The following is a 16,100-nucleotide window of genomic DNA, read 5'->3' as shown; positions in this document are numbered from 1 at the left end:
AGCCAGGTGGATAAAGCAGAGTTGCACATAATAAGAGTGATGACAACCTAAGTAGCCTTAGCCTTGAGAGTAGTAAAGATTTAAGCCAAAGCCTAACCTCACTAGCTAGTTTGCACCTATCAGATATTGCGGCAGAAGATAAAACAGTAATTTAGAACAAAGCCTATTTTTGTTCACAGACCCTAGACACTAGACTACTCAATAGATATAATTCTATGAAATTAGAAACTATTATGATATTTTACAAGATATGTATTTTCAAGATTATTATTAACCAATATTAATGAGCTGATGTGCTAAGTAATACTAAAAACATTGAGTTGAATGAGCAATTTGTCAAATCTCTTAATTTCATGGAATCAAATACTAAGAATGTTTTTATTACTGGTAAAGCAGGAACAGGAAAATCTACTTTATTAACTTACTTTAGAAAAAATACTCAAAAGAAAGTTGCAGTATTAGCTCCTACAGGTACGGCTGCAGTTAATATTAAAGGTCAAACTATTCATTCATTTTTTGGTTTTAAACCAGATGTAACCCTGGAATCAATTAAGACAAGAAGGAAAGATTTAGGTAATAAAAAAGAAGACATTTACAGAACTCTAGATGCAATAATTATCGATGAGATTTCGATGGTTAGAGCTGATCTACTTGATTGTATTGATAAATTTCTCCGTCTGAATGGCAAAAAAATAGACAAACCTTTCGGCGGCTTGCAAATAATATTTATCGGTGATCTTTATCAATTACCACCAGTAGTACCAAGTAAAGAAAAACTACTATTTAAGTCCTACTATTCTACCCCTTATTTTTTCAGTGCACATTGCTTTGAAGGGTTAGAAATGGAGTTTATCGAGCTTGGTAAGATTTACCGGCAAAGTGATCTAAAATTTATTCAATTATTAAATGCAATCCGTAATAATTCTATTATTGATACTGATATAGAAATAATTAATGAATGCTATAATGAAGATTTTGAACCTGATATAGATGATTTTTATATTTATTTAACCACCACCAATGCTAATGCTGAACTTATCAACTCACAAAGACTGAGTGTTATTAAAGGCAAAGAATTTACCTTTACAGGTAGAGTAGAAGGTAATTTTGCTAAAGAACAGTTACCTACTCTCATTGATCTAAAACTAAAGCTTGGTTCTCAAGTAATGATGCTTAACAATGATATTAACGGACGCTTTATTAATGGCACTATCGGTAAAATAATGAACATAGATAGAGATTATGAAATTCCTAAACTTATAATTTTACTTGGAACAGGCAAAAAAGTTAGCGTCACGCCGTATAGTTGGGAGTCATATAACTTTTATCTAGAAGGTACCGAATTAAAATCTAACATCACTGGCACTTTTACCCAATATCCTGTGATGTTAGCATGGGCAATTACCATACATAAAAGTCAGGGGAAGACTTTTGACAAAGTTATTTTAGATATCGGAAAAGGTACATTTGCTCATGGGCAAATGTATGTTGCTCTTAGTAGATGCACTAGTTTAAAAGGTTTAGTACTAAAAAAGAAAATTTCCAAAAAACATATCTGGATGGATTTTAACGTAGTAAAATTTGTCACTAATTATCAATACAAAAAGTCTGCAATTTTATGTCCTACAGAAGACAAGATTAAAATAATCCAAGAAGCTATAAAAAATAAATCCACTATTAATGTTACTTACTTAAAAGCTAACGATGAAAAGTCAAATAGGTTAATTCAACCTACTACCATTGGTAAAATGCAGTATTTAGGAAAAACCTATATTGGGGTTAAAGCATTCTGCTTAAAACGTCAAGAATATAGGGTGTTTAAAGTAGAACGGATGTTAGACATCAGCCATTGTCTCAAAAATTAGTAGAGTCAATCATTTATTTTAAACGCTCTACAATTTGCTTTAAATCACAGCAATTATCTTTTATATATATTATCTAATAATAAAAGTACGTTTTTGTTGAATAAGTTTATGGCAAACTTCAAGTAACTTCGCATACAAGCAACTATCGTAACTTTCTTCGGTTTAAAACTGTTAACAAGCCTATCATATAAATTGATTCATTTGAGTTATTACTCTGCTCACTTCTAAAACATTTGACTCATATAATTAAAAATAGTAACCCTTCTTTATTTAATAATTTAAAACCAAGTTTTTTATAATACTTCCTGAGTTTATTTCTTGCTATTTCTTTATCTTGTTCAAGCTCGTTAAGTCTCATTTCCTCGTCCCATTCATTGTTTGGTTTCTTTGAGTCTTGATATGCTAATTGCAATGGCATATAATCAACTATTACTAAATCATTTGCCTTTCCTATTGTATAGAGAGTGTTAGATATCAATGCTTCACCAAATTTCCTACCTCTATATTCAGCTAACACTTCAACAAGGTTAATTAAAACAATATTAGGCGGTCCGGGTAAATCATCCGTATCAATTATACTTTTCAATTTTTTACGATATTTATCTTTAACATCACAATTATTATAAAATAAACATAATAACTTCGCTACATTATCATCTATCATATCAAGTATATCTAAAGGAAGGAGAGCATCTTCATTGTCTTCGTCATAATCCCAATAACAAGAGTGAAGAGAAAAACGATAACCATCTAATTTACCAATTACTTTTTCATAGCCCTCACTATAATCATCATCATAGATTAAATATAACGCCTGACATTCAAACTTCTCCACATATCCTTTAAGTTCAGACATGTCTAATGGAGGTACGGAAATAGTAAATTCAAACCTAATATTTTCATCACAAATATTTATGTTGTGTATGTCCATAAAATTAAATTTTATTTTTTGTATTGTTAGTAACTATCCTTCCCTATGTTCTACTTTTAAACAACCATTAGTAATTTTACTAAAATGGATACCAAAGAAAATACCATTACCAGTTGAACTGTTAAATTTATATTTTGCATATAAGTTCTATCCTAGTCAATATAATAATAAAGTTTTTACAAATTAATCTTTGGTTGATATTTTTTGTATTATTGAGTAGTGTCATACTTGAGTTATTATATTACATCTACAAGGACAATTGTATTCGCTTGTTATTTTAATCCTTTCAAAATTTGGAAAATGTAATAAGATATTGATGGGTTTGAAGAATAAGCTTAATTCTCTATCAGATAAACGTAAGCTATACAGATTGATATGAACTTAAAATACTATAATTAATTATGGCAAGAAACAATGACTATATAAGCAAAATTGATAAATTGATAGGACAAAAAATCTATTCTCTAAGGCTTGCTAAAGGTTTGTCACGTCAGCAACTTGCAAAGACAATAGATGTAACACTTCAACAATTACAAAAATATGAGACTGGTTTCAATAGAATATCAATAGGTAGGCTGATTCTTATTGCTAAAGCATTAGAAAAAAATATTGATTATTTTTATGAAGGTTTAGAAGATATTAAAAATATTGAGCCTATTCAAACTCAGCATCAGCGTTTGTGTATAGAGGTGTCGAGGAATTTTATGAGAATCTGTAACCCAGAATATCAACAGGCTGTTAATGCATTGATACATTCGCTGATTAAAGAGTAGCATAGTAAGAGTAAAGTACTGATACAGTTATTGGTATCTAGTACAACACTTAGTAAATCCAATAGACTTGGCAAAACAAATATGGCAAGATGTTGGGAGTATTAGCTGTACAACCTCTGAGAATTGCTTATACACATTTGTTGAATTGTTTTTTTCAAATATCTAAGTGATTTAAAAATATTGCAAGGTTCTTATAGTTTTGACACTTTAACTTGGCATGTATAAAGTAACGTAACGTAGTTTTAACAAATCCCCCTTATGTAACAAGTGGAAGCAGTAATTTAAAAGAAGAGATATCTAAGAATCTTACTTTAAGAAATCACTATAAAATAAACGCAATAGGTGTTGAAGGGCTTTTTATGGAGTAGGTTATCAAATTAAGAAAGGTGGTAAGGCTTTTATAATTATACCTAACAGCATTTTTAATAGACAAAACGATAAAAAACTAAGGCAATATATTTTGGATAGTTGCTATATTGATGCTATTATTTCCCTCCCAGAGAAAATATTTTTTACAACGCCCAAAAAGACTTATATTTTAGCGATCACGAAAAAATCCAATATTTCGGATGTTCAGACTGATCCTGTATTTACTTATCTAGTCAGTGAAATAGGTGAAAGTAGAGATATTTATATATCTGATATTGAACAAGATGACTTGCAAAAAGCAGTTAATTTGTATAATATCTTTAAAAATAATAGTATGATGGTTGTTATATGTTTTATTGGTTTCCTAGTAGCAGGATTTATATGATTAAAATATTGAGATTTACAATAGGAGTACTGCCTATTATTCTAAAACAACTTATTGCTTTAATAGTTACAGGCTCTTTTATAATAGGGATAACAATCTTTATTAATGAAATTACTGAATATAGTGTTGAACATAGGTCAATCACCAATCAACTTATTAAAGAATTAGAAAAATCTCATAATGAAACTAAGAGCTATTCTACACTTTTTTCTATCAGTACAAAAGCCTTACAAATAAATCAAGTAGATAAATTGATCAGTACAAAGAATAAAGATAATCTTTATAACCCAGGACGTTATGTTGGTGCGACTTTAAAAATAAAAAACTTAACAGATAAAACATGTAATCTTAATCCTTCTTTCTTTGAGAAATTATTTGGAAAATATGATAAAATAGAAATTACAAAAAATACTCTTGTTCCAAGTGAAGAAACCTTGGTATATATTGTTTTTAGAAATATCCATAGTATCCATATATTTGAATCCAATTCTTTAAATTATAAATGGGTTGGATTAAAACAAACTGCCGATGAGAAAGAGTATAATGGGATAAATACACTACTAAATCATTATGATTATATATTACATGGAACTTCAGAATATTATAAAAACTGCATTGGAACTGAGAGTGAGCATTGTAAAGATAAAAATAGTGATAGCTGTAGATTTTATGAAGATAATGTTTCTAAATTAGAATATTTTACCAATTTACAAAATAAGATTAATACAGAAATGCCACTGGTTATTGAGCAACATTTTTGTAAATGATTTTTTTATATAAAAACTATATTATAGACTCATATTAAAGAATTAATAATTTAGGGGAAAAATTGAAAAACCGTTAACTCTCACAAAAATCTAACATCGTTCTTCTATGGCTATTCATTGATCTGCCGCATTTCCAAACACAAGCTCTGAATACTGGATTAATTTTCAGCAACAGTATGATATCTGGAATGCCAAAAAAATATTGATGTTTTCCATATAAAGGGATCGTTGAAAGATAAGAAATTGTTCTAATTTCAAAGAAAATATTTTGTCCAAAAAATTACAAAAAAACAGCTTGTATATTAACTATAAGTTGAATTTTGAAAATCAACTTTACTCTTATACATTTCCAACTATAATTACTTCTGTTGTTCTAAATGTTGTTGTTGCCTATATAGCTCTGTTAGCCTTTTATCTATTGTTGTATTTTTCAAATATGGGGCAAGTAGCTTATCATTCATCCTATATTTTAAATAGTCTATCTCATCATAAGTATTATCGTTAATCTTTACCATTCCATGACTATTTAGCTCTTTTAGCTCAGGACTTATCTCTTTTAATACATGTGCTTGACATGCCTTATATAGTTGCTTAGCCAGCATCCCTACCTGTGTTGTATCTTTTATCTTTTCTACTAGCTTGTCATCTGTTTCTATACTATCTCCTGTATAAATTCCTCCTATCTTAAATCTACTGACATTATTTATATCTCTCGCTAAATTGCTTAGTAGTTCAGGTTGCTCCTTATGCAAGTTAGCTATCGTCAGGAAATAATGATCTTGCTCCTTTTTACTATAATAATCTACCACCTCTTTATATTGCTTATACATATCAAGACAAAAATCTTTTTCTTTTTTTAATAGCTGTAAAACTTCACTCACTGATTTTGCTTCTTCTCTCTCTTTGTTAATTATAGCTCTTTTGGGTGTTACATAATCTTTGAATGCTTTTAACCATTCTGACCCTAGTAAATTAACTACTTCCTTCTCATCTTCTAGTTTTATCTTATTTTTTAGTTGCTCTATATCATATTTTGGCTGTAGTTTAACTATTGTCTCTATTTTACTCTGATACTTAGTAAACACTGATTTAATATACTTTCCATGATTTTTGGTCATCCCATCAAGATCAGTTCCTCTTATATAAGGTCTTATTTCCTTATTATTCATTAAGTCATCTAAATAACCTTGAACAGTCTTAAATTGTTTATTGTCTTTAATTAATACCCCTTGTTCTTCTATTACCTTTATATCTTGAGCAACTTGCTTCTTACAATGAAGTTGACTAAATTTAAACATTAATGGTGCTACTCTACCCTTTAGTTCTGACGTATTTCGCTTTAATTCTTTAATTAATAACTCTTCTTCCCATATATTGTATTTTGCTATATATAAACTATCTCTTTTTATATTCTCTAATAGATCAGGCTGACTGTCATATACTCTACTTTTATCATTTATGCTCTCCCCCTTCATTTCCTCTGATACATTATAAGTTAAGCTCTGATATTCCTTAGATATCTTTAAGCTTAATTCCCTATCTTGCTCGAGGCTATTCAATAATCCGTTAACTTCTTGTGTTTCTTGCCGCTCCTTTTCTATTTTATTAAATTGTGGAATTATCCAATCTCTAAAACTATCAACCCGCATTTGCTCTACTGCCTTTACCATATCATTATATTTTAATGGTTTTATTTTATGTTTTAGATATTCTATAGTTAACTTATCATTAAATTTCTGTATTTCATCTATCCTATCCTTATATACTTCAAATAGCACCCTTAATTCTTTATTCTTATCAGCATTAATACTCACTATTTCTTTCAATGCTTGCTCTAAGCCTTTTCTTTCCCCTATCTTAATAATATTACTTAAACTACCTGCATTATATGTTTTTAGTTCTGCTAATTCTTCAGTCCATTTATTTATCAATTCAGAATCATGGTTTTGTCCTTTATATTTCTCTACTATCTTTTCTATTCTTTCCTCATAACTATTATTTTTTATCTTAATTGGTTTTATAGGTATAGGTTGTGGCAAATTATTAAACTCTTGCTTTTTTGTCCTTTGTACTTCTGGCTGTAGTTCTTATTGTAATTTTTGCATGTAGGTTATATCTTGTACTACTAAACTTTGCCACAATTTACTACTACAAAGATTATCATAGATTTTGCTAGCTATTTTTACTTTATCATCATAATCTAATTTATTGCTTGTCTGACCTCTAGCTTGCTTTACTTGGTAAGTTTTTATTTGCTCGTATATTTTCTGCTCAATGACTTTTTGCTGACTTTTAATTATTCTACCTCTTAGCCCACTTAATTGCTCTTGATGTAACAAGCTTACGTCCCTAACCATAATGTGATATAGCTCTATTCTATCGCTACCGTACAACTCTAAACTTTTGATGTGAGATTGATAATGCTCATCATCACCGAAGCTATGGTGAGAACCAACCTGACTAATCCTGTGCTTTTGCTCATACTCACTTTGCAATTCATGTATTAATTCTGGTAGTTTTAAAGATTCTTTATCCTTAATTTTACCATTTTTGGCTATAGCAACTAATGTATCTCGATATATACCATCTTGTAATCCTAAAAATTCATGTTTACTACCGTCCTTTCCTGTAGTTTCAGCATATTTCATATAGTATTTAGCTTCTGGTGAGGTAAGCTTTTTTTGCCAGTTAAATTCTGTTGTAGCTTCTTGTATTATTTGTTCTCTTGTAAGTAGAGTACCAACACTTCTAGCTTGCCACAATATTCTTTCTCCTATCGCTAATTCTTGGGATTGTGGTAGTAATTGCTGTAGTCCTGCTGCAATAGACTGACTATTATGTAATGAAATATTTTGCTGCTGACCATTTCTAATAGCTTCCTTGAGATTATCTATATTTAAACCTGCTGGTAATCTATCAGCTAAATCCCATTTTTCTGGTAAGATGTTTTCATTGATAGTGCCATTAAATTCTAACCTACTTGGATCAATGATGGTTACATTACCAATACGACCATTAGCCTCATTAATCATCTGTCCTATTGTTTTAGCTGCTGTGATACCTGCTTGATCATTATCAGCCCAAATTACTATTTCCCTACCGGTAAGTTGTTGCCAATTTGCTTTACTTGCTCCATTACTACCACCCAGCCACGATAGTACAATATAATCAGGTAGTGATTCTTGTGCTTTATCACAAGTCTTTTCACCTTCTACTATCAATATAGTCCTTTGCTCATCTTTTATTTTATCTATATGATAGATTGGTTTATAACCATTATCACTAAAACCCTTTAATTTCCATGCTTCTTGATTTAATGATTCATTGTGGCAATAGCTAACTGGTAGTACTTGCTTCTTGCCATCTTGACGGCTGACCAATCTCACTGTTAAACCTATCAGTTGCTTTTGATTATTTCTATAATAATAGATGCCATCAACAGTGTTACTTTTTAGTAAACCAGCCAAATGAATTTTTGGATCGAATTTAGGTGCATAGTCAGGAACGTAAGGCTGTGCATACCATTCATTAATTGATTTCTTTATTACCTCTTCATGCCCCTTACTCTCTTGTGGTTGCTTATTATTATTTCTTTCATTGTCATTATGATAATTATAATAATTATTTTCTTTAGCACTAATACCAGCTGTCAACGCTACTCGTTCTAACGCTTCTAATTTACTACAGTATAGAGCCTTCTGAACAAAAGAAAATATATTACCTCCTTCTCCAGTGCTATGACGAATCCATAATCCTGTTCTTAAATTCATAGTTAAACTACCAAGACTAATCTCAGAACTAGTCTTTTTAAATCTTACATTGTCACCATTAATCCTTCTAGCATAACTCTCAAAAATATTACGATAATTATATTCAGTTAAACTTTGCTTAACTTCATTAAAGTCTAATCTGTTCTTTCTAGTTGCATTAACTCTATTATATTTGTTAGTTTTATTTTCATTAGTTTCTGTTTTATCTATTTTAATTGGTAGGCTGCTAGTTATTTCTTGCTGATTTTCACCTTGTATGTCAGCTGATTTAGTTGATTCAGCCAATTTTGCATTATTATTGGCATTATTAATATATCTATAATATTCATAAAGAAGACCTCGTAACTCGTCTGTCTTTACTATTGCTGCCAAATTTTCTATATTTAATTTGCCATCCTTTTGTAAAAGATCAAGCTGATCTAAAAATCTCTGTTCATATTCATTAGGCAAACTATCAGTTAACAACCTTATTTCTTTTGCTAAGCTTACAAGTAACTTCTGATAATTTCTTGTTGTTAGTTTGTCTTGCAGTTCTTGTGCTTTAATTGCCCCTTGTTCATAATTTCTAAACCTTTTTGCTATGACCTCGAAATTGCTAATAGCATCTTTCCGACGCCGGCTAATACCCAGAACTGTACTAAAGCCAATACCTCTCAAACTACCCAGTAAATTAGGATTTTGCTTTACTTTAGAAATGGCATCTGCTAATTGTTCATACCGACATTCTACTAACAAATTTTGCCATTTCTGCAATATTTCTGGTATAGGGGTTTTATATATACGGCTTAAGAATTCTGGGAATAATTTCTCCCGATAATGAGTTACTTCCTTTAACTCTTTTTTTATCTCTTGATGTTCAACGTTAGTCTTCTCTAATAGCTCAGTTTTTTCTATTAATGACAACTTAGTTTCATTAATAAATTCATGCAAGTCAGCTAAATTAGTAGTAAAAATATTTAACCAATCAGTGTTAATATTGCTTGTACTAACTATCTCTTGGCTATTTAATATATTTGGTACTGTAATATTTTGCGTCCTTAAACCATAACAAATTTCCATCATCTTTCTCCAATGGTTACTTGTAATTAAGGTCGCTCCTTGATTGATCTTTTTAAAAAAATACTTATCAGCTGAATAACCAGCATGCTTTTGAATCGTCTGATAATTTAAATCAAGTTGGATAATTCTATCACCCATACTTACTTGATCCTTAATGTCAGAATTATCAATAGCTTTATCCTTAACACTACCGTGATAATTATCACAAATAATTTTAGCCCATTGTTTTAACTCCTTCTTGCTCTCTGCTAGCTCTTCATATGTAGCTGCAAGTATCTGCCTATCATGTTCTGAGAGATGATTCCAAATAAGCTCATTTCGCTTTTCTCTTGATAATTTTGACCATGATATTTTTTCACTATTTTTATTAATAGGAGTCTTTTGTAATTCTACTTTTTTAAATTCCTTGCTAGATTGTAGTTCAGAGGGAGTGGTTTCCTCCTGAGTAGATCGATTAAGTATTAAACCATATGAATCTATAGTAATTTCTCTCGCATTTTTTATCTCTACATTAGCAGTTGTGGTTAATCTTCCATATAATCCAGCCAGTTTAATAGGTCTTTCTTGTTGCTCTTGCCATTCTTGCATTTTACCGTGCAAATCAAATACTACTTGTCTAAATTCTAGATAATTCTTAATGACTTGTTCATTAGGACTTAATTTATCAAATTTACGATAATTAATTGCTAAATTATTATTGACTCTTTTACTGACCCCTATAGTTAAACCAATATACCAGCTAGGCACCGGTTGTTTTCTTCGTTCTTTACCTTTACCTTGTAGGCTATATCCTTCTACACTAAATCGTACTCGTCCTTTTTCCGCATCTTCTTCCACTCTCTTATAAACAATATCTTCTAATACATCTTGAGCTGCATACAGATTTACCTCGTATCTGTACCTACTCATTAGCACGTTAAAGGCTTCATAACCTATAGTAGATTCATAATATACTTTCATATAATCCACCGTCTCACCTTGCAACTTATAACCAGTCACCGCATAACCATGTTTAAACCTAACTGGATATAGTGAGTCAGCTGTATCAATCTTGACTATCTTTTTACTGCCATCTGCTTTATGTACCAACAAATTCACTATGCCATGACCAAATTTATCTGGAGCAGTAAAATCTATAACTGTTGCTAATTCGCCATTTAGTACTCCATAAAAACCCTTATATTCTGCCTTATTACTGACGAAAACTATTTGCTCACCTCGCAATAATTCTACCATCTCATGACCAGATTTAAAGTTGCCACCCAATCCCTTTAAAATACCAGCCTGTTTTAGTCTTTCTCTTACTTCTATGTTAAAATAGTTCACCGATACATTAGTATAAGCACCTATTACTATCGACCTAATCGATACTAAATCATCCCTGGCTAAATTCTTGGCTTGTACTAGATACTCACTAACATAATTTTCTACCAATGCTTCTTTAGTTATTTTCTCATTCTCATAAATATTAAATATTTCAAGTTCTTGGTAAATCGCTAATGCTTCTTCTATTTTATAAAGACCCATTAGCTTGGTAGCTTCTCTCTGTAGTTCCCTAGTATATTCATCGGGATGTTTATGACGCATTACTGCAGTTAATTTACTAATATCAGCAATAGTGCATATCTTCTTAAAAGCACCTGCCATACCAATAGCAGAAAGCTGATTGTTATCACCTACTATTATGACTTTTGCCCCTGACTTTAATACTTGAGTTAGCAAATAATCCATATTCGCCAGCTCAATCATGCTTGCTTCATCTATGATGAATACGGTCTTATTGTCTAACTCGGCACTAACATTTTTCTGCTGACTAAAATTACTCTCCACTCTATCTGGATATTGGTATTCTCTTTCTGTATAATAATCAGTTCGTAAAGGCAACTCGAACTCATGCCCCCTAGCTTCTTGCCACTCTTTACGCCATAGTGTTGTATTCTTTGCTTCAATGCCAGTAGCACCTTCCAGAACTTTTGTAGCACTACTACTTTGGGCAGTCCCTACTACCCGATAACCAGCTTTTTGATATTGTCGTACTATTTCCCGCATGACAAATGTCTTACCAGCTCCTGGGTATCCTTCCAATACGCTAATATCTTTACCACATACAATATCTATTATTGCCTTGCGTTGTTCCTCTGTTAAAGAATGATTTTGTTCCTTGATTAGCTCGATCTGTAACCCAACCTTGTTGTTTACTACCTCCTGCACAGCCATACCAACTTTTTGAATACTGCCAATTAATTTATCTTTCATAGAACCTATTGCCCTATCATCAATAAACAAATTATGGTTCTGACTGTGCTGTAACTCTTCTACTGTGGTAATAAATCTCTGTTCTAACTTTACCCTTTTGGTTAATGCATACAAAGTACGACCTTTTAAATCACTAGGATTTATTAAACTAATCTTATCAGACGCCAACAAATTACTATAGAGTCGCATAAATTCAGTAGAATATGCTTGATCCAATAGCTCAACATTTGATAGTCCTGTACTATTATGACTGCTATGATCAATAGTAGTAATACTACCAGTAGTATTACTACCTTCTACAATACTAGTGCTAGATAGCTCACTATCTTGCTTACTACTACCATCTGCCAAAATAGTTAAATCTTGGTTAGGACTTTCCTTTACATTTTCTGTTACTAAACTTTCTATTAGTAAATCTTCTACTACTAATTGTTTGCTTATTTCTCTTAAACGTTGCTGAAATCCTTGTTTATTACCACCATCTAATTGTTTATCTGTTTGCCCTAACTCAATATCTATAGTTAACGCATCAGATAAGGCTATAGCAATTTCTTCCCTAGTAAAAACTGGCTTATTAATCGATAATTTATCAAATACTAACTCTGGATTTGTTCTAATCTTGGCAGCATTTTTTTTTAGTATTTGTTCATTTATTAATCTTAATTTTGAGTCTTTTATATAATGGGCTGCTCCTTCATGGATAGTTGGTACTAAATCAATGCCCCGTGCCTTATGAGATAAATGTGATACCCTATCTAAAGCCCCATGTTTTTCTAAATACAAATTGATGAAATGAGCTACATTTTCTCGGTAATAATATAAAAATTTCCTCCTTCCCCAATCGCGTCCTTTTTCACCAAAAACTACTTGGTCATTTTCCAGTGAACGTATTAGTTTTCTGGTAGTCATTTGAATATGAACATGTGGATTATCTTCACTGTCATAATGAATGTTTATATCTGCTACCATGCCATGACTAACTAAACACTCCAAAGCAAATTGTTCGATAAGTTCAATATTCTGTTGTAGGGTTAATTCTTTCGGTAAAGCTATGATTAGCTTTCTAGCTGTTTCAGCATTTTTTCTTGTTTCTACACTTTCTGCTCTGTTCCATAATTCTTGTCTATCGTATACCCAACTAGGAGCGTCATCTGAAGCTAGAATTATGCTATGAGCAAGCCCCTTTCTGCTGGTAGAATTATAGCTAATAGTTTGTTTCTCTTTTGTACTATTATCAGTTGTAATAAGCTGCAATTTACTTCTTGAAATATAGCTACTTGCTGCAACGGCATTATGTCCCTTGCTTCTTTGTACTTCTGATTTACTACAATGATATATTGCCATACTATCTAAGCCGTGAGTTTTGGGTAATAGCAAAGGCAAGAACCGAATCTTTGAACGCAGGCAAACTAGGTAAACCTAGTTTGCCCAAGTGCGCCTATCGGAATTCCAGCTGTCAATGCTAAAACCTTGGACGTAAATAAATCAGCTTATTTTGTGTGGTAAGATTCATATAGGCAGCAAAATCTCCATAGTGGCTAATGGACAGGGTGTCGGCAGAGGGAATGGGAAAAAGGCATATGTATGTTTTACAACGTATACTTCTAGTAAATTAAAGATTGTAAAAAGTTAGAGTAATGCAGTTATTAATTAAATAAAGCCGGACACTAGACTTTACGCTAAGCTAAGTACAAGTTGTTTTATAAGATCAAAAATACAAAAATATGTTAGTAAAATGTTTACCATATCGATAATTCAAAAGATAATTAGATAATTGCTGGAGCTGTTAGCTTATTTATGTTATAATTTCTTAAAGCGAATGTTTATAGTAACTCTTAAATGTAATAGAATAACATGACCTCTAAACTTTCTGATCTTAATACAACCGATCAAGATATTCATATCGGAAGTAATACGCTGCCGAGAATGAGAACAGGTACGGATGATTTTAAGACGTTATTGTTAAATAGTGATGTATTTGTTGATAAAAGCTTAATGATTAAAGAGTTATTGACAGATAGTGGAGATGTCATCCTAATCACTAGACCAAGGCGTTGGGGTAAGAGTTTGAATATGAACATGCTTCAGAAATTTTTTGAGATAGAGGTGGATGAGAGAGGTAAGGCTTTACCGTTGGAACAGAAGATCAATAACAAGCTATTTACAGGTGGTACAGTAGATTTAGGATTTGACGAAACTAAAGAGCTAAAGTCTTTAAAAATTGCAGGTAATGCTAGTAGCATGAAACGTCAAGGTCAATTTCCTGTGATTCTGTTCAATCTTAAAGATGTAAAAGGCAGTAGTTACCAAGAAATTGAAAGCGGGATAAGAAATCAAGTAACTAAGTTATTTGTAAACCATCGATACTTAAATCATTATATGGCAAAAGATGAAAATTTACTAGATGATGTACAAAAGGAAAAGTTAAGTCGATATTTTACAGGAAAGCTTGATAAGGAAGACTTAAAAGATAGCTTACGTTTTTTAAGTGAAGTACTGTACAAACATTTTAATCAAAAAGTGTATATATTGATTGATGAATATGATACACCGATTAATAGTTCTTACATTGAGTTTGGTGATAAATTAAAAGAATTTGATGATGTACTCAAGATATTCCGCGGAATGTTTGGTAATAGCCTAAAGACTAATCCCTGCTTAGAAAAAGGGGTAATTACTGGTATATTGCGGGTTGCTAAAGCTAATTTATTTTCGGATTTGAATAATGTTAGTGAGTATACCTTACTTGATGAAGAATTTTCTAAGTTCTATGGCTTTACTCAAGCAGAAGTTGATGAGTTATTAATTAAAGTACCAACAGCAACTAATCCTGAGAAAATTAAAAATTGGTATAATGGTTACAATTTTGGTGGGGAGATTATCTATAATCCATGGTCGATTATGCAATGTTTGGCTCATAAAGGGAAACTTGATCATTATTGGCTAGATAGTGGAGGAACGGGTCTTATTGATAAAACATTATTGTCAGATGAGATGCAAGCCGATCTCCAACAATTGGCTAGTTGTAAGAGTATTATCTCACCTATTACCAAACAAATCAGTTTCAGCGATATTAATACGCGAAGTGGGTTATTTAGTTTGCTATTATTTAGTGGTTATTTAAACCCAACAGCTATCGAACCTGCAAAGGATATCTATGAATTATCAGTGCCTAATAAGGAAGTAGAATATATATATGAAACCAGGCTATTACAATGGGTGAGCAGCAAGTTACAGATGGATAGTTCTTTATATTATTCATTTGCTAGTTTGTTGCCTGCAGGTAAAATAGAAGAATTTAAAGAGAAATTACAAGAGTTACTACTAAATGCCACTAGTTTTCATCAAACTGGCGAGAAAAAAGCAGAGCTATTTTATAGCGGCTTTATGCTAGGTTTAATTAACACCTTATCTCCTGGCTATATCATAGATAGTGAGCGAGAAACGGGCAGTGGTAGAGCTGATATTATGTTAATACCTAAAGCTGGAAAGCAGAACAATGCTATTATTATAGAATATAAAATATGCAAATTTTCTGATATTCTAGAATCAGTTGCAAAAGATGGGTTAGATCAAATCATAAAAAAACGATATGAGGATAAAATAAAAGAATACTCACATGTTCAAAAAATCATCAAAATTGCTATGGCTTTTTTCGGCAAGGAAGTGGCATTAAAATACCAAATAGAAATATCAAGTGCTAATTTCATCTGATAATTTGTGTGATTGTATCTTGAAATAAGTCTTTAAAGAAGTAGAGTAAAAGCAAGGAGTGATACCGATCGTGTGATAGGTTAAGAAAGACCGAGTGAATCTAAGGTACCTTTTAGCAACAAACTTAGCATAATTTTCTAGTAAGATAGCATCTAGTTTTCAAGTTGCTTTAATTTTTAATATTAGTAATTTCTTCTTTTTTAATTAAGGT

8 protein-coding genes are annotated in these 16,100 nt (G+C 31.4%); 5 read left to right on the top strand and 3 right to left on the bottom strand.

Annotated features, from left to right (window positions below; translation table 11 throughout):
• Positions 1-293: 293 nt before the first annotated feature.
• Positions 294-1,865, top strand: coding sequence for an AAA family ATPase (locus ACFELY_RS07360; protein ID WP_375334077.1), 1,572 nt, complete (start codon positions 294-296; stop codon positions 1,863-1,865).
• A gap of 238 nt (positions 1,866-2,103) precedes the next feature.
• Here the strand turns inward: ACFELY_RS07360 and ACFELY_RS07355 are convergent, their stop codons facing one another.
• Positions 2,104-2,796: a hypothetical protein gene (locus ACFELY_RS07355; protein ID WP_375334076.1), complete on the bottom strand. Its 693-nt coding sequence runs from the start codon at positions 2,794-2,796 to the stop codon at positions 2,104-2,106.
• Between the two features lie 401 nt (positions 2,797-3,197).
• On the opposite strand from ACFELY_RS07355, the gene ACFELY_RS07350 reads away from it, so the two are divergent.
• The 3 genes from ACFELY_RS07350 to ACFELY_RS07340 all read left to right on the top strand — a co-directional run bounded on the left by ACFELY_RS07350 (position 3,198) and on the right by ACFELY_RS07340 (position 5,090).
• Entirely contained in the window at positions 3,198-3,569 is a 372-nt protein-coding gene (locus ACFELY_RS07350; protein ID WP_375334075.1) for a helix-turn-helix domain-containing protein, read from the top strand.
• A 376-nt stretch (positions 3,570-3,945) separates the two neighbouring features.
• A complete protein-coding gene (locus ACFELY_RS07345) occupies positions 3,946-4,323 on the top strand; it encodes an N-6 DNA methylase (protein ID WP_375334169.1) in 378 nt (125 codons plus the stop codon).
• Positions 4,320-5,090, top strand: coding sequence for a hypothetical protein (locus ACFELY_RS07340; RefSeq protein WP_375334074.1), 771 nt, complete (start codon positions 4,320-4,322; stop codon positions 5,088-5,090). The genes ACFELY_RS07345 and ACFELY_RS07340 overlap by 4 nt, the downstream gene beginning before the upstream one ends.
• Before the next feature lie 359 nt (positions 5,091-5,449).
• On the opposite strand, the gene ACFELY_RS07335 is transcribed toward ACFELY_RS07340, so the two are convergent.
• Positions 5,450-7,129 carry a hypothetical protein gene (locus tag ACFELY_RS07335; protein ID WP_375334073.1) on the bottom strand — a complete coding sequence of 560 codons (1,680 nt, stop codon included), beginning with the start codon at positions 7,127-7,129 and terminating at the stop codon, positions 5,450-5,452.
• Between the two features lie 48 nt (positions 7,130-7,177).
• On the bottom strand, positions 7,178-13,519 hold the full coding sequence (locus ACFELY_RS07330; RefSeq protein ID WP_375333273.1) for a MobA/MobL family protein: 6,342 nt from the start codon (positions 13,517-13,519) through the stop codon (positions 7,178-7,180).
• 510 nt (positions 13,520-14,029) lie between these two features.
• Between ACFELY_RS07330 and ACFELY_RS07325 the strand changes: the two genes are divergently transcribed.
• Positions 14,030-15,889, top strand: coding sequence for an AAA family ATPase (locus ACFELY_RS07325; protein ID WP_375334072.1), 1,860 nt, complete (start codon positions 14,030-14,032; stop codon positions 15,887-15,889).
• The last annotated feature ends 211 nt before the right edge of the window (positions 15,890-16,100 follow it).

The sequence above is a fragment of the Candidatus Tisiphia endosymbiont of Xenochironomus xenolabis genome, from assembly GCF_964264705.1.
In the GTDB taxonomy this organism is placed as follows: Bacteria; Pseudomonadota; Alphaproteobacteria; order Rickettsiales; family Rickettsiaceae; genus Tisiphia.
This window is presented reverse-complemented; position numbering and strand designations above follow the sequence as displayed.

Excerpts from the sequence above, each read along its gene's own strand:
- ACFELY_RS07355 (WP_375334076.1), bottom strand. The coding sequence starts at position 2,796 with ATGGACATACACAACATAAATATTTGTGATGAAAATATTAGGTTTGAA.
- ACFELY_RS07350 (WP_375334075.1), top strand. The coding sequence starts at position 3,198 with ATGGCAAGAAACAATGACTATATAAGCAAAATTGATAAATTGATAGGA.
- ACFELY_RS07340 (WP_375334074.1), top strand. The coding sequence starts at position 4,320 with ATGATTAAAATATTGAGATTTACAATAGGAGTACTGCCTATTATTCTA.
- ACFELY_RS07330 (WP_375333273.1), bottom strand. The coding sequence starts at position 13,519 with ATGGCAATATATCATTGTAGTAAATCAGAAGTACAAAGAAGCAAGGGA.
- ACFELY_RS07325 (WP_375334072.1), top strand. The coding sequence starts at position 14,030 with ATGACCTCTAAACTTTCTGATCTTAATACAACCGATCAAGATATTCAT.